At 64.1% G+C, this 21,174-nt stretch carries 8 protein-coding genes; 2 read left to right on the top strand and 6 right to left on the bottom strand.

Annotated features, from left to right (window positions below):
* Nucleotides 1-12 precede the first annotated feature (12 nt).
* Nucleotides 13-603, top strand: coding sequence for a transglycosylase SLT domain-containing protein (locus MESAU_RS16300; RefSeq protein WP_015317138.1), 591 nt, complete (start codon nt 13-15; stop codon nt 601-603).
* A 13-nt stretch (nt 604-616) separates the two neighbouring features.
* Here the strand turns inward: MESAU_RS16300 and MESAU_RS16295 are convergent, their stop codons facing one another.
* The 6 genes from MESAU_RS16295 to MESAU_RS16270 all read right to left on the bottom strand — a co-directional run bounded on the left by MESAU_RS16295 (nt 617) and on the right by MESAU_RS16270 (nt 15,239).
* The gene (locus MESAU_RS16295) at nt 617-2,938 is read right to left on the bottom strand and encodes a dipeptide ABC transporter ATP-binding protein (RefSeq protein ID WP_015317137.1); all 2,322 of its coding nucleotides are present in this window, start codon (nt 2,936-2,938) and stop codon (nt 617-619) included.
* A 50-nt stretch (nt 2,939-2,988) separates the two neighbouring features.
* Nucleotides 2,989-4,146: an ABC transporter permease gene (locus tag MESAU_RS16290; protein ID WP_015317136.1), complete on the bottom strand. Its 1,158-nt coding sequence runs from the start codon at nt 4,144-4,146 to the stop codon at nt 2,989-2,991.
* 11 nt (nt 4,147-4,157) lie between these two features.
* Complete coding sequence (locus MESAU_RS16285) at nt 4,158-5,192, bottom strand: ABC transporter permease (RefSeq protein ID WP_015317135.1); 1,035 nt, start codon at nt 5,190-5,192, stop codon at nt 4,158-4,160.
* Between the two features lie 148 nt (nt 5,193-5,340).
* Complete coding sequence (locus MESAU_RS16280) at nt 5,341-6,999, bottom strand: ABC transporter substrate-binding protein (RefSeq protein ID WP_015317134.1); 1,659 nt, start codon at nt 6,997-6,999, stop codon at nt 5,341-5,343.
* A gap of 252 nt (nt 7,000-7,251) precedes the next feature.
* A complete protein-coding gene (locus tag MESAU_RS16275; protein ID WP_015317133.1) occupies nt 7,252-13,308 on the bottom strand; it encodes a translocation/assembly module TamB domain-containing protein in 6,057 nt (2,018 codons plus the stop codon).
* A gap of 2 nt (nt 13,309-13,310) precedes the next feature.
* Nucleotides 13,311-15,239, bottom strand: coding sequence for an autotransporter assembly complex protein TamA (locus MESAU_RS16270; protein WP_015317132.1), 1,929 nt, complete (start codon nt 15,237-15,239; stop codon nt 13,311-13,313).
* 280 nt (nt 15,240-15,519) lie between these two features.
* On the opposite strand from MESAU_RS16270, the gene MESAU_RS16265 reads away from it, so the two are divergent.
* Entirely contained in the window at nt 15,520-21,000 is a 5,481-nt protein-coding gene (locus MESAU_RS16265) for an alpha-2-macroglobulin family protein (RefSeq protein ID WP_015317131.1), read from the top strand.
* Nucleotides 21,001-21,174 lie beyond the last annotated feature (174 nt).

The raw sequence follows: 21,174 nt of genomic DNA, 5'->3' as shown, positions 1-21,174 counted from the left end.
ATTGCTCATCCAATGCGTAGGTCGAGTTTTAGTAAAATTGTAGCGGTTGGCGTGCTGCTGGCACTTTCGGCCTGCGCCACGGCACCCAGTCACATCAACAATGTCTGCGCCGTCTTCGACCAGAACGATGGCTGGTTCGACAATTGGCAGTCGGGTGCCGAGCGCGCCTCACAGAAATATGGCGTGCCGGTGCCGGTGCTGATGGCGACGGTGCGCAAGGAATCCGGCTTCAAGAGCAACGCCCGGCCGCCGCGCACCAAACTGCTCGGCTTCATTCCGTGGAAACATGTCTCCTCGGCCACCGGCTTCTCGCAGGCGCTGGACGGCACCTGGTCGCAATATCAGCGCGAAACCGGCAACTGGGCGGCGCGGCGCACGAGATTCGCCGACGCCGTCGACTTCGTCGGCTGGTATCATTCCAAGACAGCCGACACATATGGCGTCGCGCGCAACGACACCTACAACCTCTACCTCGCCTATTACCTAGGCTGGACCGCCTATGGCCGCGGCAATCGTGGCGATGCCGGCGTCCAGGGCTACGCACGGGCCACCGACAAGATGGCCCGCGACTATGCTGTTCAGCTGCAGCAATGCGGGAGCTGATGTCCTGTCCGCGCTAGTGCGGCTTTGTCGTGTCCTTCGGTTTTGAATCACCGGTTTCCGACACCTCGTCGCGGACTTCGTGGCGACGGGCCCGCGAAACGGCGTCCGCCTCCTCGGCGGCCTCCCCGATCGCGTCGGCCTCAGCACCTGCCACCTTGCCATGTGGCCGCTTTGGCGGCTCGCCGGCAAAGCCCGGACCTTCGCCATGCGGCGCGTCGTCAGGCACGCCTTCATGGGCGGCATGTTCCCTGTCGAACTTGATCACCGGCTCCATGGTCTTGAGCACGTCGTCGGAGAGCCAGCACAGGCTCATATGGCCATCGCCGAGATTCTTGACCGGCGGCACCTTGGTCTCGCACAGATTGTCAGGCACCAGCTTCTTGTAGCCGCAGCGTGTCTGGAACGGACAGCCGGACGGCGGGTTCATCGCCGAGGGGATGTCACCTTCCAGCACGATGTGCTTCTTGACCACGCTGGTGTCGGCAATCGGGATCGCCGAGAGCAGCGCCTCGGTATAGGGATGGTAGGGCGGCGCGAAGATCTGGTCTGTCGTGCCTTGCTCAACGATATAGCCGAGATACATGACGACGACGCGGTCGGCGATGTAGCGCACGACAGACAGATCGTGGCTGATGAACAGCATCGTCGTCTTGTTCTTGCGCTGGATATCCATCAGCAGTTCCGTCACCGCCGCCTGCACCGAGACGTCGAGCGCCGAAACCGGCTCGTCGGCCACCACGACCTTGGCGTCGCCGGCGAAGGCTCGCGCCACGCCGATGCGCTGCTTCTGGCCGCCGGAAAGCTGGCGCGGCTTGCGGGTTTCGAACGCCCGCGGCAGTTTCACCAGGTCGAGCAGTTCCAGCATGCGCTTGCGCCGGTCGGCGACGGTCTTGCCGACATTGAATTTTTCCAGCGTCCGGATGATCTGCGACCCGACCGAATGGCTGGGGTTCAGCGTGTCGAACGGGTTCTGGAACACCATCTGGATCGACGACACGGTGTCGACGCTGCGCTTCTCGATGCCGGTCGACTGGATTTCCTTGTTGCCGAGCGTGACGCTGCCGGAGCTGGCGGTTTCCAGTCCGAGCAGTACCTTGGCAAGCGTCGACTTACCGCAGCCGGATTCGCCGACGATGGCCACGGTCTCGGATTCGCGTGCCATGAACGAGATCGTCTCGTTGGCCTTGACGACGCGGCCTTCGCTCGAGCCGAACACCTCGCTGCCGCCGACCTTGTAGTATTTCCGCAGGTCCTCGATCTTAAGTACCGGCGCGCCGGGCACGACGCGCTCATTCACCTTCTTGGCGCCGGGCGGCAATGCCTCCCAATCGATCTCGTTGAAGCGCACGCAGCGCGAGAAATGGCCCTCGTGTCCGGCGACTTCGATCATCGGGATTTCGGCGGCGTTGCAGACGCCCTCGACGAAATGGTGGCAGCGCGGGCCGAAATTGCAGCCTTTGGGCCGTTCGTGCGGCAGTGGCAATTGCCCCGGGATCGAGATCAGCGGCCGCGAGTTCTTGTCGGCGCCAGGCAGCGGGATCGAACGGAACAGCCCCTGCGTATAGGGGTGGCGCATCCGGTCGAAGACGTCCTTGATCTTGCCGGTCTCGACCGCCTCGCCCGAATACATCACCGTGATGCGGTCGCAGGTTTCCAGGATGAGGCCGAGATTGTGCGACACGAAGATCATCGAGGTGCCGAACTTCTCGCCCAACCCCTTGACCAGATCGACAATGCCCGCTTCCACGGTTACGTCGAGCGCCGTCGTCGGCTCGTCGAGCAGAAGCAGCGCCGGCTTCGACAGCAGCGCCATGGCGATAACGATGCGCTGCTGCTGGCCGCCGGAAAGCTGGTGCGGATAGGAGCGCATCATGCGCTCGGGATCGGGAAGCTTGACCGAGCGCACCATTTCGAGCGCCCTGGAGTAGGCCTCTTTCGTCGACACCTTGTCGTGGATCAACGGCACTTCCATCAGCTGCTGGCCGATCTTCATCGCCGGATTGAGGCTGGCCATCGGCTCCTGGTAGATCATGGCGATCTTGTTGCCGCGGATGGCGCGCAGCTCCTCGTCGGAGAGCTCGCCCATGTCCTTGCCCTGGAACTTGATCTTGCCGCCAACGATCTTTCCGATGTTGGAGAGGTCGCGCATGATGCCGAGCGACACGGTCGACTTGCCGCAACCGGATTCACCGACGATGCCCATTGCCTCGCCCGGCATGACCGTGCAGGAAAAGTCCATGACGGCCGGTATCTCGCCCTTGCGGGTGAAGAAGGAGATCGAAAGGTTCTCGATCTCGATGATCGGCTGTGCCGGATTTCGAACTGCCTCGTTCATGGGTCGCTCCAATCCTTATTCTTGGCCAAGTGGGATCTGAGACCCCGCCGTCAATCCTTCATCGATTGCTCACGCAGTGAGTCGGCGAGCAGGTTGAGACCCAGCACGAACGACATCAACGCGATCGTCGGCGGCAGCGCCGGGTGAATAAAGGACCGCAGCAATCGGCTGGCATCCTTGATCGCCGTACCCCAGTCCGGGCTCTCGGGCGCAAGGCCCAGGCCGAAGTAGCCCAGCGTGCCGAGCAGTATGGTGGTGTAGCCGATGCGCAGGCAGGCATCGACAATCAGCGGCCCGCGCGCATTGGGCAGGATCTCCCACAGCATGATGTACCAAGGCGATTCACCGCGCGTCTGCGCCGCCGCCACATAGTCGCGCGTCTTGATGTCCATCACCAGGCCGCGCACGATGCGGAACACGCCCGGGCTGGAGGCGAACACCACCGCGACGAAGATATTGAGCTGGTTGGGATCGATGTGGACGATGTGCAGCGGGTCCCTGTCGAAGACGAGGCCGAGGTAGATCCAGCCGCCTATGATCAGTGTCAGGCCGAGCAGGATATAAATCCGGTCGGGCCGGTTCTTGTAGCGCGTCCAGAACAGCACGCTGAAGAAAATGATCGGAAACAGGAAGAAGACGCCGGCCAGCGCATAGGGGATCGGCGTGTCCATGATGCCCGGCGTCACCAGCAGGTAGAACAGGAGGATCACCGGGAAGGCCAGCACGAGGTTGGCCAGGAACGACAGGATGGAATCGATCTTGCCGCCGTAGTAGCCGGCCGGCAGGCCAAGCGTGATGCCGACCATGAGCGCGAAACCGGTCGCGGCGGGTGCGATGATCAGCACGATCTGGCTGCCATAGACCATGCGCGAGAACACGTCGCGGGCGAGCTTGTCGCCGCCGAACAAGTAGACGAGCCCCGATTGCGGTTCGATGGCGCCCGGCAGCGTGTCCTTCATGATCGGGATCTGGCCGAGCGGATCGAAAGGCGAGATGGTCGAGGCGAAAATCGCCGTGAACAGCCAGAACAGGCAGATGAACACGCCCGCTATGCCGACGCCGCTGTCGAACAACTGGCCGTAGAGCGCCAGCTTCTTCTTGTAGAGAAAGCTCGCCCCCATGACGATGGCGAGCGCGGCCCAGACCGGCCAGAAGCGCCAGAGCACTTCGAGGATGATGGTGGAGGCGCCGATATATTGAGCTTGCATGCGCCTTCTCCCTACTGAACGCGGATGCGCGGATTGAGGAATGCGTAGCCGACGTCGGAAATGAGCTGGGTGATCAGCACGATGAACACCGAGACCAGCGAACAGCCGAGCAGAAGATCGATGTCGTTGTTGCCGGCGGCCTCGACCAGCGTGTAGCCGAAGCCCTGGTAGCGGAACATCACCTCGACGATGACGACGCCGGTGAGCAGCCAAGGGAACTGCAGCATGATGACGGTGAACGGTGCGATCAACGCGTTGCGCAGCGCGTGCTTGACCACGACGCTTTTGAAGGAAAGCCCCTTCAGGCGTGCCGTGCGGATATATTGCTGCGTCATCACCTCGACCATCGAGGCGCGTGTCATGCGTGCGATATAGCCGATGCCGTAGATCGCCAGCGTGATCACCGGCAGGGTGAAATTGTAGAACGTGATGCCCTGGCTTGCTGAGGCGGCCGACCCGTTCAGCCAGCCGAGCCAGGAGGCGAAGATGACGGTGAAGATGACACCCGACACATATTCAGGCGTCGCCGTCGAGGCGATCGAGGCGATCGACAGCACGCGATCGGTGCGCGACCCCTCCCGCATGCCGGCAAGGATGCCAACCAGCAGCGACACCGGCACCATTACGCCCAGCACGCAGAGCATCAGAATGCCGGTAGCGCCCAGCGCAGGGAACAGCTTGGCCGCGACCGTGGTCTTGAACTTGGTCGAGCAGCCGAAATCACCCTCGATCACGCCGGAGAATGTCGGCACGGCCGGGTCATTGCAGAAGGAGAAGCGCTGCGTGGTCTTTCCGGTCGCCGGATCCGTGATCGGCTGCTTGGGCACGACGCCGAGCCACTGGCCATAGCGAACGAAGAAATTCTGGCGATAGCCGTGATTGACCAGCCAGCTTTCGAGTTGCTCCGCCGATGTGTGCATTTCGGTCTGGCTGATCGCCAGCTTTTTTAGATTGGGTTCGAGATTGACGAGGAAGAAGACGACCAGCGTCAGGCACAGCATCGTGAGCAGTATCGTGCCGATGCGTCTGATGATGAATGAGAACATTGTGCCCCCCTGCCGGCCGGGTTGGGGTCAGATATGGTCAACCCTGTGACGAAAACCCTGTAGCGTCCCGCCGCCGCTGCATCCAATGCAACGGCGACGATCCTGCGAATATGAGGGGCAGGCGCCCCTCATATCCATCAAGCAGCGGTCACGCCTGATCGAGCCAGACCTTGCCGAAATCGTGCTCGTAGGTGGGGTGCATCGAGTGGTTCTTCACCTCGGGCTTGATGTTGATGTAGAGCTTGCGCCAGTAAGGCTGGATGATGATGCCGGAATCCTGCAGCATCTGCTCGATGTCCTTCATCACCACCTTGCGCTTCTCCGCATCGGCGATGCCGAGCGCCTCGTTGACCTTCTTGTCGAAGTCCGGATTGGCATAGGCCGTCTCGTTCCAGGCTTCGCCCGAGCGGTAGGCGATGGCGATGACCTGGATGCCAAGCGGACGCATGTTCCAGTTGGTCTCCGAGAATGGATACTTCGTCCAGTCGTTCCAGAAGGTCGAGCTCGGCAGCACGGTGCGCTTCACCTTGATGCCGGCCTCGCGCAGCTGGGCCGCGATCGCGTCCGTGGTGTTCTTGTGGTAGTCCTCGTCGTTGCTGATCAGCTCGTGTTCGAAATCGATCACGCCGGCTTCCGTCAGCATCTGCTTGGCCTTGGCGACGTCGCGCTTGATCTTCGGCAGTTCGACATATTCCGGATGGATCGGCGCGACATGGTGGTTTTCGGCCGGCGTGCCGGCATTGCCGTAGCCGAGCTGCAGGACCACCGAATTGTCGACGGCCAGGCACATCGCCTGACGCACCTTCTGGTCGCCATAAGGCTTGGCGTTGACGTTGAAGCGCGACACCACGGTAGCCGCGGTCACCACTTCCGAAGGCGGCGCGCCGACGTCCGCGATGATCTTGACGTAGTCGGCGGTCGTTTCGTGGTTGGTCTGCACTTCGCCCGATTCGAAGGCCGAAACGGTCGCGGCCGGATCGGTGCCGTAGTCGATGAACTCGACGCCGTCGAGGAAGGCTTCGCCCTGCCACCACTTGCCGGTCGTGCGGCGCTTGTAGACCACCTTCTGGCCGACATCATAGGAGACGAGCTCGAACGGACCAGTGCCGATCGGGCAGTTCTTGAAGTTGGCGCCCTTCTCGTCGAAGCTCTTGTGGACGACGAGGCCGGGATAGTCGCACAGGTTCGGGATGATGGCGATGTCGGGCTTCGACAGCTTCAGTTTGACGGTCATGTCGTCGACCTTGACGATCGACCCTTCGCGCAACTTCTTGGTCTTTTCGTCGACGAGGCTGCCGAGACGTCCAGGCATCGAGTTGCCTTCGGCTGATTTGTCGGCCCAGCGGGTGAAATTGTAGATCACGTCATCGGCGGTGAACTTGTCGCCATTGTTCCATTCGACGCCAGGCCGCACATGCAGCGTGTACTCGGTGGCGTCGTCGTTGATGTCCCAGCTTGCCAGCAGATATGGAGCGAATGTGTACTCCTTGGTGTATTTCACCAGCGGCTCGAGCGCCTGGCGCTCGGCGTTGGAAATCTCGGACCAGTCGGCGGTACGCGGATCCTTGGGATCCTTGACCGACATCGCCACTTTCAGCACGCCGCCCTTCTTGCCCTGGACGTCCTCGGCCTTGGCCGGGGTCGGAGCGGCAAGGCCGAGCAGGCCGTAGGCCATGGCGGTCGAGGCACCGAAGACGCTGGCGAGCGCGAGGAATTCGCGGCGATCGACTTTGCCCGACTTGGCTTCTTCGGCCATCGCCAGGATGTGATCCGGAACGCTGTCGCCGTTGCTCTTATAGATTGTCATGACTAACTCCCATTGTTGGCTTTCCGCCGATTAACATTCCGCATCCGGGCCATGATGTCAAAGACGGCATGGATTGGGAACATGTTAGCGAATGTGCAACTTTGGAAGGGGGGCAGTTCGCGTGATAGCGACAGTCTTGGCGCAAAATTGCTAGTGCGCCCAGATTTCGCCAAAATCTCTTCGGGCAATTAAATTGAGACATTCGCACTGGTTACGACAGCGCCAGTTGCGGCCAGGATGAAGGCCAGGCCCTCAATATTCCTTCTCGTAGAAGATGCCGCCCTTGGCTTCGCCGGCGTCCGTCGCCTCGCCGCGCAATTTGACGCCGCGCCCGACATTGAGATCGATGGTCGCCTTGCCGGAACCCGGCTTGTCGCCCTTCTGGATGGTCACATAGGTGCGGTCGTTCAGGTACTTGCCGGCCGAGACCGCCGTGCCGCCCTTATCATCGGTGGTCACGTCGAGGTCGTCGACGCCGATGGCGCTGCGCAGGTTTTCCAGAAGCGACGTCGAACCGCCGACGCCGGCCAATTGTCCGGCGGCCTCGGCCAGCTGCGCGATCTGCAGCGGCGACAGGTTCGACATCGACCGCCCGAAGATCAACTGCGCCAGCACCTCGTCCTCCGGCAGCGCCGGCACCGAACTGAAGGTGAATTTGGGATTGGTCGCCTCGCCCGACACCACGATGGTGACGGTCGCGCCGGTCGTCGTCGTCGTCGCCGTCAGATTGAGGTAAGGCACCAGCGAACCCGAGAACCCGACCGTGCCTTCGGTGAAGGTCAGCCGCTTGCCAAGGATCGACAGCCGGCCGCGCTGCAAGGTGAAGGTGCCGACGGCTTGCGGCGACGAGGCCGGGCCGGTTAGCTTGAGCGAGCCACCGAATTCGGCGTCGACACCCCTGCCCTGGATGAAGATCTGGTTCGGCGCGTTGACCGTGACGTCGAGCGCAAGACCGCTGCCACCGCTCTTGCCGCTGGTCGTCGCCGGGCGCAGCGCCTTGTCCTGCGCCCTGACCGGACCCGGCGCATTCTTGTGCTTGACGTCGAGCGCCGAGAGCGAGCCTGGCAATTTGTCCGGGACCGTGATGACGGTCTTGGCCAGGTTGACGGTTCCGGCAATCGCCGGTGCCGAAGTCAGCGGCCCCTTGATCGTCAGGTCGCCGCCAAGGTTGGCGGTCACCACGCGACCGTCCGTATAACGACCGTCCGTGAGCTTGATCGACAGGTCGGCCGGGAATCCTTGCGCCGGATTGATGCCGACCGTGCCACTGGCCGACAGGCTGCCGCGCGTCGACAGGGTTCCGGTCAACCGATTGACCCTGGCAACGCCATTGCCGATCGAGACATCGGCCGCGATATCGTTGATGGCAAGGCCCGAGCGTGCATCGACCAGCCGCGCGCCGGAGGTTTTGACGCTGCCGCCGATCACCGGAGATGTCGCCGGACCACGCACCTGGACATTGACGTTGGCGTTGCCGGTCAGCGACAAGCCCTGCGCGGCAAGTTTCTCGCTGAGAAGGCCGAATGGCACCGCACCGTTGAAGTCGAGCGCCAGCGCCGGAGTGCCCACCGTCGTCACCGTGCCGCCGCCCTTGAGCCCAAGGCCGGCCCCGTCGCTGATATTGGCGTTGAAGGCCAGCTTGTTGCCGGCAAAGGTGCCGGACGAAGAAACGCTCACCGCGCCGACGCCCGCGCCACGGGTCTGCGATGTCTGCACGCCGGCCGCGTCTATGTTGAAGGCAACCGCGGGGCTCGCCGGTGCGCCCGTCACCTTCACCGTGCCGGAAATGGAACCCGCGGCATCGAGCCCGGGCGAAAAACTGTTGGCGAGCGACATCGGCACGCGTGCCAGCACCGCATTGATGTCGAGCGCCTGCCCGACCTTGCCGGTCACCGTCGCGGTGCCGCCGCCAAGGTTGAGCACCAGCCTGTCCAACGTCGTCGTGCCATTGGCGATGCTGACGGTCGAGGCCTGGGCGATGGCCGCCTTGATGCCCTGGACGGTCGCCTGGCCTGAAGCAAGCTCGATGGTGGTCGTCCCGTTGGCTACCTTCACCCGGCCTGCCGCCTGCGCCGGAATGCCCTTGACCGTCGCTCCACCGGAAAAGCCGGTCCAGTCGCCATCGCGCTTCAAATCGACATTGATGCCGCTGATCACCGTACCGCCCGAGGTGACGGTGTCGGCGCGGATCTTGCCTGAAATCACGGGAGCGGCGAGATAATTGGCGATCAGCGCATCGACCGAGACGGCCTTCGCCTGCAGGTCGCCGCGTATGATCGAGTCGGTCGTCGCCTTGATGGCGACCTGCGGCGCCGCGCCATTCCCGGAGAAGGCGATCGTGCCGCGAACGTCGCCTTCGGCCTTTTCCAGTGCCAGCGCGGCAAGCGGCCCGATGTCGGGAAGGTCGAGCGAAATGGTGCCTTCAGGCACGAACTTGTCGTCCAGCGCCAGATCGCCCGAGATCCGGTTCTTGCCCAGCGACAGCAGCAGGCCATTGACGGCGCTCCTGCCGTTCGCCGTTGCCAGCACGGCACTCCCCTGCAGCGCCTGCCCGGCGACATTGCCGGTGAGTTGGACATTGGCCGCCGGATTGGCGGCATCGGCCTTGCCGGTAGCCGTGAGCTTCAATCCGGTGATCTCGCGCGATGCCACCGACAGTCTGTCGCTGTTGACGGTAAGCGACAGGTCGGGCGCCATGGCCGGCCCTTGCGCGCTCAGCGCGAAGGCGATGGCGCCCGTGGCATCCTTCGACAATGGCGAGATGTCGCTCAGCGCCCCCCTGATATCGGCGGTCACTTTGTTGTCGGCAAGGCTTGCCTGTCCGTCGGCGCTCAGCGCGCCGGAAGTCAGCTTCAATCCACCGATGTGGAGATTGCCGTTGGGTTCGCGCTTCAGCATGGCGCTTATCTGGGCGCGGTCGCCAAGCATGCCGCGCGCCGCCGCCGGCAAGGCCGACGATGGCGCATCCGCCTTCAGGTTGAGATCGATGGCACCGTCACGCAGCGATACCTGACCGGCCACCTGGCTGCTCAGCGCATCGCTTTTCAGCGAGCCGCTGTCGATAGCCACAGTGTCGGCGCTCAGCCGGGCGCTGAGCGCGGCCGTGACCTTGCCGGCGATAAGCGGCGCGATCGTTGGATTGTCGAGCCCAACCTTGTCCACCGATACCGTTCCGGAAACCGGCCCGGCGCGATTCCGGAGATCGAATGCGTCCGAGTGCAGCGCCAAGGTCAGTCCGTCCACCTTCGCCGGGCTGGTAACGACCGAGGGCAGGATCACGGAAAGGTCCAGTCGGGCATGCGTGCTTTCGCCCGCGATTTTAGCCGATACTGATCGGACCTCGATCTTGACGGGGCTCTCGGCGCTGCCGACCGTCAGCGGCAGGCTGGGACCCGACGAGGTCAGATCGATCGCAAAATCGCTCGCCCCGTTCGGATTGATGGTGCCTGTGGCCTGCCCAGAGACCTTGTCGCCGGACAGGGTTGCATGGTCGAGGGCGACGCCGCCGGCGATCGTGTAGCTGCCGGCCGCATCGACGGCGAGCGGTCCGAGCCCTGCCTGGCGGGTCTGGCTGGTCTCGGCACCGGCCAGTTTCGCGTTGAACCGGATATCGGGAGTTGCCGGCGCTCCGCTCACTTCAGCGATACCGTCAAGCGTTCCCGTGGCATCCAGGCCAGGCGAAAACGCATTGGCAAGCGCCGCCGGCAAGGCGGAGACCTGCGCCGCCAGATCGAGCGTCTCGCCAGCGCTGCCCGACAGCGCCACCTTGCCGCCGCCAATATCGAGCACCAGCTTCTCGATCTTGGCCGTACCGTCGGCGATGGTCAGAGCCGACGGTTCGGCAATCGCCGTCTTGATGCCGCGAACGGTGGCGTCGCCCGAGGCGATCTCGACGCTGGTGGTGCCCTCGGCGATCTTCACCCGGCCGGCAGCGGTCGCAGGAATGCCTGCTATGGTCGCGCCACCAGTGAAATCGGTCCAGTCGCCGTCGCGCTTGAGGTCGACGCCGATGCCGCTGATTTCCGTGTTTCCCGAAGTGACCGCATCGGCCTTGATGGTGCCCGAGATCGCCGGCGCCTTGAGATAATTGGCGACCAGCGCATTGATGGCGATCGCTTTGGCCGTCACCTCGCCACGCGCGACCGACGTGCTTTTGGCATCGATGGCAATGGACGGTGCATCGCCGTCCTTGGCGAACAGGATGGTGCCGTTGATGTCGCCGGTCACCGCCTGGCCGGCGAGCGCGGCCAACTGGTCGATGGCAGGTGCGGCGAGCGTCAGCGTGCCCAGGGGCATGAACTTGTCGTCGAGCGCCAGGTCGCCTGAGACCTTGTTGTCGCCCAGCGACACCAGGAAGCCATTGATCGAACGCTTGCCCTCGCTGGTCACCAGGGCCGCCTTGATGTCGAGCGGCTGGTCGTTGACGGCGCCGGTCAGCGAGACGTTGGCGGAAGGGTTCGTTATGTCGGCCTTGCCGCTCGCGGTCAGCTTGATGGCCTTCACCGTGCGGCCCGAAGCGGTCAGGCTGTCGCTGTTGGCGCTAACGGTGAAATCCGGCGCGGTCATCGCGCCGCTTGCCGACAGCGCGAAATCGGCCCCGCCGGCAACCGGCACGCCGACCGTCGGCGACAACACCGAAACGTCGCCTAATTTGCCCTTGATGTCGGCCTGGATGTCAGTGCCTTGCATGCTGGCCGTACCGCTGGCGCTGAGCGATCCCGAAGTGAGTTCGATCGAGTTTGCGGCGAAAGAGCCCTGCGGATCGCGCGATGCCGTGGCCGAGAATTTCACCCGCCCGCCGAGCACCGAGGCGATCTGCTGGGGAAACGCGGTCGCCACGGCATCGGCATTCATTTTGAGCTGCATCGACATGTCGGCGAGCGCCACCGTCGCGGTCAGCGAGGCATTGACCGCATCGGAGCGCAGCGTACCCTGATCGATGGCAATAACGGCGTCCTTGCTGATCGAACCGGCCAGATCGACATTGACCTTGCCGGTGATCAGCGGCGCCAACGTCGCGACGTCGGTTTTCAGGCCGCCCGCCTCCAGCTTGACGGCAACCGGGCCGGCGCGGTTCTGGATATCGAAACCATCGGAATGGATTTGCGCCGCCAGATCGTCCAGCCGCGTGCCGCCGGCGACGATCGAAACGAAGGAGGCGCCGATGTCGACGATCGGCGCCTTGCCGTCGCCGAAGGCGCGCGCTGTGGCGTTCTTGATCGCGAGCGTGATCGGCTGCGCCTTGCTGCCGACGCTGATCACCACGGGCGGGCCCTTGGCGGCGAGTTCGACCGACAGGTCGCTGGCGCCGGCAGGATCGGCAATGCCGGACGCGGTGCCGTGTACCGCATCGCTCTCGATGCTGGCCCGGTCGATGCTGATACCGCCGACCGACGTGGCGGTGCCCGCGACATCGAAGCTGGTCTTGCCGGCAAACAGGGGCTTCAGGTTTTCCGGCAGGAAGCGCGCAAAATCGCCGTCACCCTTTGCTTCGACATGATTGCCCTTGTCGGTGAGCTGGTGACGGCCGGTGAGCTGGGTGACGATCCGATGGTCGACGAGGAAGGTGCCGACACCGCTCCAGTTGGCAAGCGGCCCACTGCCCGAAACCACGATATCTACTGGTGGCGCATCCGGCAGCTTGAGCAGGTTGGCAATGATGCCGCCGGCCGGCTCCGACGCCTTGAGGTCGAGGTCCAGCTTGTTATCGGCGGGTGCGAAATGGATCTTGGCGTCGACATTGCCCTGTTTGCCGTCGTGACGGGTGACATTGAGCACCGTCTGGACCGCCAGTGGCGCGGCATCGGCCTTGAGCATTCCCTTGGCCGCGAGCTCGGCGATGCCGCTGCCGGCCAGTTGCTGGCCAAGCGCGATTTCCGGCAGCTCGATCTGCTTGATGTCGATGGAGACCGGCAGCGTCGTCGTGCCGCTCTGCGCGGGCGGCTGCGTACCGGCCACCGGCAGGCGTGCCAGTTCGACGCGATCGGCGGCGATGCGATCGGCGCTGAAGCTTTTGGACAGAAGTGCCGTCGGCGACCAGTCGACGGCCACCTTGCGCGCCACCAGCCAGGCGCCCTCACGGTCCTCAAGCACGACATGGTCGACGCTGAGATTACCCGACCAGATGCCGTTGATGCCGCTGACGGTGACCTTGCGGTCGTCGCTTGAAGCCAGCCGCGAAATGATGCCGGCGAGGTTGTCGCGCCCGCGCTCGGTCTTGGTCAGCACGACCAGCGCGCCGATCGCACCCGCGACCACGATCAGCAGCGTGTAAAGGACAATGCGAAGGATGCGCCAGACCGTTTTCATCGTCAGAACGCCTGTCCGATGCCGGCATAGATGCCGAAATGCGGATCACCTGGGTCGCGGTTGAGCGGCACGGCCGCATCGATGCGCAGCGGCCCGAACGGCGTGACGTAGCGCAGGCCGACACCGGCGCCGACCTTGACGTCGGAGAAGTTGGGAACCGACTTGGTCGACACGGTGCCGGCATCGACGAACGGCACGATGCCGATCGTGTCGGTGACGGCGATGCGCATCTCGACCGAAGTCTCGAAGAAGGACAGGCCGCCGATCGGCTGGCCGGTGAAGTCCTTCGGGCCGATGCCCTGATAGGCATAGCCGCGCACCGAGCCGCCGCCGCCGGAATAAAAACGCCGGTCGGCCGGGACGTTCTGCAGCCCGGTACCGACGATCGAGCCTACGGCGACCCGTTCGGCCAGCACGAATTTCGAGGCCGTGTCCAGCGACTGATAGGCCGACCCTTCGCCCTTCAGCTTGAGGAAGGCCGCACCGCTCAAAATGTCGTAGCTCGGCTCGGCATAGGCCAGCAAACGGAAGCCGGTGGTCGGGTTGAGCCGGCTGTCTCTGTTGTCATAGACATACTGCAGCGGAACGCTGGCGATCAGGTATTTGTGCTTGCCGAAGGCGTCGTGAATGCGCGAATAATCGAGCGCGACCTCGGCTGACACGGTCTGCTTCCTGTCGAGTTCATAAGACAGGCCGGTGCTGCCCTTGACCGAGAAATGGTCGTAGGCGTCGGGATGTTCCAGCACCGTCTTGACGCTGGCGAAGAACTTCGACGCCGGCCCGATGACGCCGGGTTTCTCGAACATGATGCCGGCATTGTAGTTCAGTTCGGACAGATTGTTGCTGCCGATGCCGCTGATGGCACCGTCGATGCGCAGCTTCTCGGCACGGCCAAACAGGTTGCGATGGCCCCAGTAGCCCTCCAGGCCAAGCCCCTCGGTGTTCGAGAAGGTGCCGCCCAGCCCGAAATAACGCGGCTTGCGCTCGCTGACCTGGACGCCGATCGGGATGTTGCCGTCCGCGTCGAGCTTGTCGGCTTCCTTGAAGGTGACACTGTTGAACACCTCCAGCGCCAGCAGCCTGTCGCGCGCGTCGCTGATCTCCTGCGGCGAGTACTGCTTGCCGCGCTTCAGCCCGGTCATGTATTCGGTGAAGTCGCGGTCGACCTTCTCGGTGCCTTCCACCGTGGTCGCGCCATAGCCGGCTACCGGGCCGGCCGCGACCGTCAGCGACACGTCGAGCGTCGAGGTGGCATGGTCGGCGACGATCTGCCGGCCGGTCACCTTGGCCAGCGGCCTGCCCTGCTCCTTCAGCGTCCGCACGATCAGCGCCTCGGCCTTGAGCACAGCGCCCGATCCGGCGTCGCCGCCTGCTATCAGCCCATAATCGGCGCTCATCAGCCCCGCCGCGTCGCCTTCCAGCCTGATGTTGCCGAGCGTGAATTTGGGGCCGGCCGAGATGGTGATCGCCACCGGAATGGGCTGTGGCCCCTTGAATTCGGCGTCCGGCGGCAATTCGTCGAGCGGCTTGCCGTCGATGGTGACGGTGACGACGCCTTCATAACGGGCATCGGCATAAAGGGCGGCGACCAGCTGTTCACGGTCGCTGCGTGCCTTGGCCATCAGCCCGAGCGAGCCCGAAACCGGCCGGTCCTCGTCGCCTTTCAACGCCGAGGCGTTTTCGAGCTTCTTGACCAGGTCCTTGTCGGCATCGGGCGCGGAGATGGTCACCGCATAGCGCAGGGGATCGACAATGTCGGCGTCCTCGTCGCTGGACGATCCCCACAGCTTGATGCCGAAAAGCTCGAACGCGGCCGCGGGCCTCGATTCGCAAAGCAGCGCCATCGAGCACATCATGGCCAAAAGCAGGGCGCGCGGAAGCACGCGCCCTGGCGCGATCCCTCCTGACATCTGCTCTTCATACGCCGGCATTAAGACAACCTAGTTCGTAAAACTAAAATTGGAATGAAGTTCTGAAGCGCTCGTAAAGGGGCCACAATCCAATTGTCTGAAATAGGACGGGCTTGGAATTCACACCTTCTGCGTTTCCGCAAGAAAGCGTGATCCCCTTTCCCATGGAGGTTACTGTCCGCATACCGGTCCTTGGCCGGAAAATAAACCGTTGGCAGGCGGCACCTGCCGCGTTCGCGCGTTGACAAGCCCGACTGAAGCTTGATCATGCCCGGACGTCTGCAATTGTCTGGAGGGTGTAATGGCAATGCGCGCGGCTCGTGGTCTGTCGATTCTCGTCCTTTTTTTCCTTGCCTGGGGTAGCGTCGCGCAAGCGGCCGAGGCCCGGCGGATCGCGACGACGGACAATTCCGATTATTTCGGCTTCGATCTCCGGTCCGACCAGAACGTCACGCTCGACCAGTGCAAGACGACATGCCTCGGCGATCCGGCCTGCCGCGCCTTCACCTACAACACCAAGGCAAAATGGTGCTTTCTCAAATCCGACTATAACCAGTTGAAATCCTTCACCGGCGCGGTCGCCGGCAAGGTCGTCAACATGGACGGCGATCCCGACATCGGCGCGCCGCCGGAACTCGCCTTCTTTCCCAACTGGATGGCCGACCAGGCCCAGCAATACCGCAACAAGGTGCTCGGCCCGGCCTTCGACAAGCCGACAGAGGGCATGGCGGCGCTGACCAATGCCGCCGAACAGGCCGTGTTGACCGGCGACCATCGCTCCGCCATGCAGAAATACGAGGCCGCGGTCTCGGTCATGCCTGACGATGGCCAGCTCTGGCTCAAGCTGGCGCGCGAAACGCTGGCCGTGCAGCCTGCGGCCAACACCTCCGAAGCCTCGACTTTGCCGGCAAACGGCACGTCGGCCGCCTTCAACGCCTATAAGCTGCTGCGCACCACCAAGACGCGCGCCGAAGTGCTGGCGCTGCTCGGCAACGGTCTCGACAAGCGCGATCTCTACCGGCCGGCGCTGCAGGCCTATGAGGCCAGCCTTGCGCTGGAAAGCTCGCCCGCGGTCCAGGCCGACTATGCCGATCTGAAAGCCCGCAAAGGATTCCGCGTTGTCGATCACAGCATCGATGCCGACACCAGCGCGCCGCGCATCTGCGCGCAATTCTCCGAGGAACTGGTCAAGACCGGCGTCGACTACGCGCAGTTCGTCACCGTCGACAACGCGCCGCCCAAGGGCGTCGAGGCCAAGGACAAGCAGATCTGCGTCGAGGGCCTGGAGCATGGCCAGCATTACGACGTCACCTTCCGCGCCGGCCTGCCGGCGGCGATCGGCGAAGTGACCGCCGCCCCCGTGGTGCTGTCGATCTACGTACAGGACCGCGCGCCGTCCGCCCGCTTCACCGGCGACAGCTTCGTGCTGCCGGCCGGCGCGCGCCGCGGCATCCCGGTCGTCACCGTCAACATGAACGCCGCCGAAATGAAGCTCTACCGCATCGGCGACCGTTCGCTGGCGCAGCTTCTGTCGGGCTACCAGTTCCTGCACCAGCTCGACGGCTATGACATCTCCAACATTTCCGAGCAGATGGGCGCACCGGTCTGGCAGGGCCAGCTCGACATCGGCAACGACCTCAACAAGGAAGTCACCACCTCCTTCCCCGTCGACGAAGCGCTGCCGCAGCGCAAGCCCGGCGTCTATGTGCTGACCGCGCAGCCCGTCAACGACAAGAGTGACGACTACGGTTCGCTGGCCACGCAGTGGTTCGTCGTCTCCGACATCGGCCTGTCGACCTATACCGGCCAGGACGGGCTCAATGTCTTTGCCCGTTCGCTGGGCAGCGCCAAGCCGATTGCCGGCGCCGAACTGACGCTGGTTGCCAGGAACAACGAGGTTCTCGGCACCGCGACGTCGGATGCCGACGGCCACGCCGTTTTCAACCCCGGCCTGACGCGCGGTGACGGCGGCATGGTGCCGGCCGTGCTGATGGCCAAGCAGGGCGATAATGACTTCGTCTTCCTCGACATGGCCAAGGCCGGCTTCGACCTGTCCGACCGTGGCGTCACCGGACGCGCGGCACCAGGCGCGCTCGACGTCTATGCCTGGACCGAGCGCGGCATCTACCGCGCCGGCGAGGACGTCCATGTCGCCGCCCTTGCCCGCGATGGTGCGAGCAAGGCGGTCGAGAACCTGCCGCTGACCTTCATCTTCTCGCGCCCCGATGGCGTCGAGGACCGCCGCATCGTCAGTGACGGCGCCTCGGCCGGCGGCCATGCCGTCGACCTGCCGCTCGAACCCAACGCCATGCGCGGCACATGGTCGGTGTCGATCCACACCGATCCCAAGCAGCCGGCGGTGGCCAGCCAGATGTTCCTGGTCGAGGACTTCGTGCCGGATCGCATCGAATTCGACATGAAAGCCGACAAGCAGGAGATTGCGCGGGGCGAAACCGCCAACATCGACATTGACGGCCGCTTCCTCTATGGCGCGCCGGCGGCGGGCCTTGCGCTGGAAGGGGAGTTGACGCTGTCGACCTCTCGTGACTGGGACCGCTTTCCCAACTTTTCCTTCGGCCTCGCCGACGAGCAGTCGGCGGAGCCGACGGTCACGCCGCTCACCGACCTGCCGGTGGTCGGCGATGACGGCAAGGCGACCTTCCCTGTTACCGTCGACCAGTTGCCCTCGACCACCAAGTTGGTCGACGGCAAGGTGACGGTGCGCATGCGCGAAACCGGCGGCCGCGCCATCGAGCGCTCGCTCAACATCGGCATCCGCCCGCAAGGCCATATGATCGGCATCCGACCGGACTTCGCCGATGGCGAAGTGCCGCAGGGCGGCACCGCCAAGTTCAGCCTGATCGCCGTCGATCCCAACGGCAAGCGCGAGGCGCTGAAAGGCGCGCAATGGACACTGGTCAAGGTCGAACGCAATTACCAGTGGTACCGCTCCAACAACTCCTGGAACTACGAGCCGGTCTCCTTCACCAAGTCGATTTCCAACGGCCAGGTCGACCTCGGCGCCGACGGCGACGCCACCGTCTCCGTGCCGGTCGATTGGGGCCAGTACCGGCTCGAGGTCGAGACATCCGATCCCGAGGGGCCGGCGACCAGCTACGAGTTCGACGCCGGCTGGTATGTCGCCTCGACGACCACCGAAACGCCTGATGGCCTTGAGATCGCGCTCGACAAGGACAATTATGCCACGGGCGAAGTGGCGAAGCTGAAAATCTCGCCGCATTTTGCCGGCGAACTTCTGATCAACATCGGTTCCGACAAGCTGTTGAAGACCATCACGGCGACCGTACCGGCAGGCGGCGGCACCGTCGATATCCCCGTCGGTGACGATTGGGGTGCCGGCGCCTACGTCACGGCAACCCTGTTCCGGCCGGGCGATGCGCAGGAAACGCGCATGCCGGCCCGCGCCATCGGCGTGAAGTGGCTGACGGTCGATCCGGGCGCCAAGAAGCTCGCCATCACGCTGACGCCGCCCGACAAGACCGTGCCGCGCCAGCAGCTGTCGATCCCGGTTTCCGTGGCCGGAGTGCAGCCGGGCACGAACGCCTATGTCATGGTTGCCGCCGTCGATGTCGGCATCCTCAATTTGACCAACTACAAGGCGCCGGATCCGGAGAACTGGTTCTTCGGCCAGCGCATGCTCGGCATGGAGATCCGCGACATCTACGGCCGCCTGATCGATGGCTCGCTGGGCACCACCGGCAAGCTCCGGACCGGCGGCGACGGCGCCAACATGCAGGCGCAGGGCAGCCCGCCCACCGAAAAGCTGGTCGCCTTCTTCTCCGGCATCGTCCAGCTCGATGCCGACGGCAAGGCGCGGATCGACTTCGATATCCCGCAGTTCAACGGCACCGTGCGCGTCATGGCCGTCGCCTGGACCAAGGAAGCGGTCGGCCATGCCCAGGCGGACGTGATCGTGCGCGATCCCATAGTGATTACCGCCGGCCTGCCGCGCTTCCTGGCGCCTGGCGACAACGCCGTCATGCGCCTCGACGTGGCCGACACCGACGGCCCGGCCGGCGACTACGCGCTGTCGATCGATACGACGGGCGACCTGTCGACGGGCGACAAGCCCCTGCCCCAGAAGCTGACGCTCGCCCAGGGCAAGCGCCAGACGCTGACCGTGCCGCTGATCGCCAGGACAGCGGGCAATGCCTCGCTCACCATCAAACTGGCGCACGCCGACGGCACCAAGGTCGAGCAGACGCTCTATGTGCCGGTGCGCCCGGCGCAATTGCCGGTCACCACGCGCCTTGTGGTCGACCTCAAGGGCAATGGCGGCGCGCTGCGCGTCGACAAGGAACTCTTGGCGGCCAGCCTGCTCGACGGCGCTTCGGTCAGTGTCGGCGTTTCGCAGGCGGCAGCCTTCGACGTGCCCTCGCTGCTGATGACACTTGATCGCTACCCCTATGGCTGCGCCGAGCAGACCACCAGCCGCGCCATGCCGCTTCTCTACGTCAACGAGATGGCATCCGGCGTCGGCATGGAAAGCGACCCTGACCTGCACGGCCGCATTCAGGATGCGATCTACAAGGTCCTGAGCTACCAGTCATCGAGCGGCAGCTTCGGCCTGTGGGGTCCGGGCTCCGGCGACCTGTGGCTCGACGCCTATGTCAGCGAATTCCTGACCAGGGCGCGGGAGCAGAAATACGACGTGCCGGCTCTGGCGATGAACCAGGCCCTCAACAACCTGCAGAACTCGCTCGGCTACGACCAGAGCGTACAGGACCGCGGCAGCGAGATCGCCTACGCCCTCTATGTGCTCGCCCGCAACAAGAAGGCCTCGATCGGCGATCTGCGCTATTACGCCGACACCCAGCTCGAAGCCTTCTCGAGCCCGATGGCCGTTGCCCAATTGGCGGCGAGCCTGGCGCTCTACGGCGACACGCAGCGTTCAGAGGCGACGTTCAAGACCGCGCTGCAGCTCGCCAAGTCGAGCACGGAGTACGACTGGTACCGCTCCGACTACGGTTCGGCGTTGCGTGACGGCGCGGCGATGCTGTCGCTGGCGGCGGAATCGAAGCCGGTATCGACCATCGTGCCCGAGCTGATCAAACTGGTGACCAGGGAACGCGCCGAAGCCCGCTGGACCAGCACTCAGGACGATTCCTGGATGCTGCTGGCGGCGCGCGCGCTGAAGGAGGGCAACGACTCTATCGCGCTCACCGTCAATGGCGCGCCGCATTCCGGCGGCTATTCCAACCAGGTCAACGGCTCCGAGCTTATCGACAGCCCGCTCGAAATCGCCAACACCGGCAAGACCCCGCTGCAGGCCGTCGTCACCACCGTGGCGTCGCCGATCCAGCCCTTGCCGGCCGGCGGTGACGGCTTCACCATCAGCCGCACCTACTACAAGCTCGACGGCACTGAAGCCAATGTGACCGAGGCAACCCAGAACGAACGCTATGTCGTCGTGCTCAAGGTCACCGAGCAGAACAGCTGGCCGTCGCGCCTGCTGGTCACCGACCTGTTGCCGGCCGGCTTCGAGATCGACAATCCAGGCCTGGTCTCCAGCGCCCAGTTGACGAACTTCTCCTGGCTGGCACAGACCGACGCCGCGCATCTGGAATTCCGCGACGATCGCTTCGTCGCGGCATTCAACCCGGCCGATGGCGACCACGACCACAATCTGACGCTTGCCTATGTCGTGCGCGCCGTGACGCCGGGCACCTATGCCCATCCGGCGGCAACGGTGGAGGACATGTACCGTCCGCAATATTCGGCCCGCACAGCTACCGGCATGATGGAGATCAAGGCACCGTAAGGTGCCTTGGCGGAAATGAACGTGAGGTTCGCGCCGCCCCTCATTGCCCTGCCGGGCATTTCTCCCCGTATAGAGACGGGGAGAAAGAAGCCTGCACCAAAGCTTTCGCCAGCTTTAAACGTCGCAGGAAAGGCGCCAATGCATGCCACAGCTCCCTTCTCCCCGTCACTAAAC

The sequence above is a fragment of the Mesorhizobium australicum WSM2073 genome (assembly GCF_000230995.2).
Lineage (GTDB): Bacteria > Pseudomonadota > Alphaproteobacteria > Rhizobiales > Rhizobiaceae > Mesorhizobium > Mesorhizobium australicum.
This window is presented reverse-complemented; position numbering and strand designations above follow the sequence as displayed.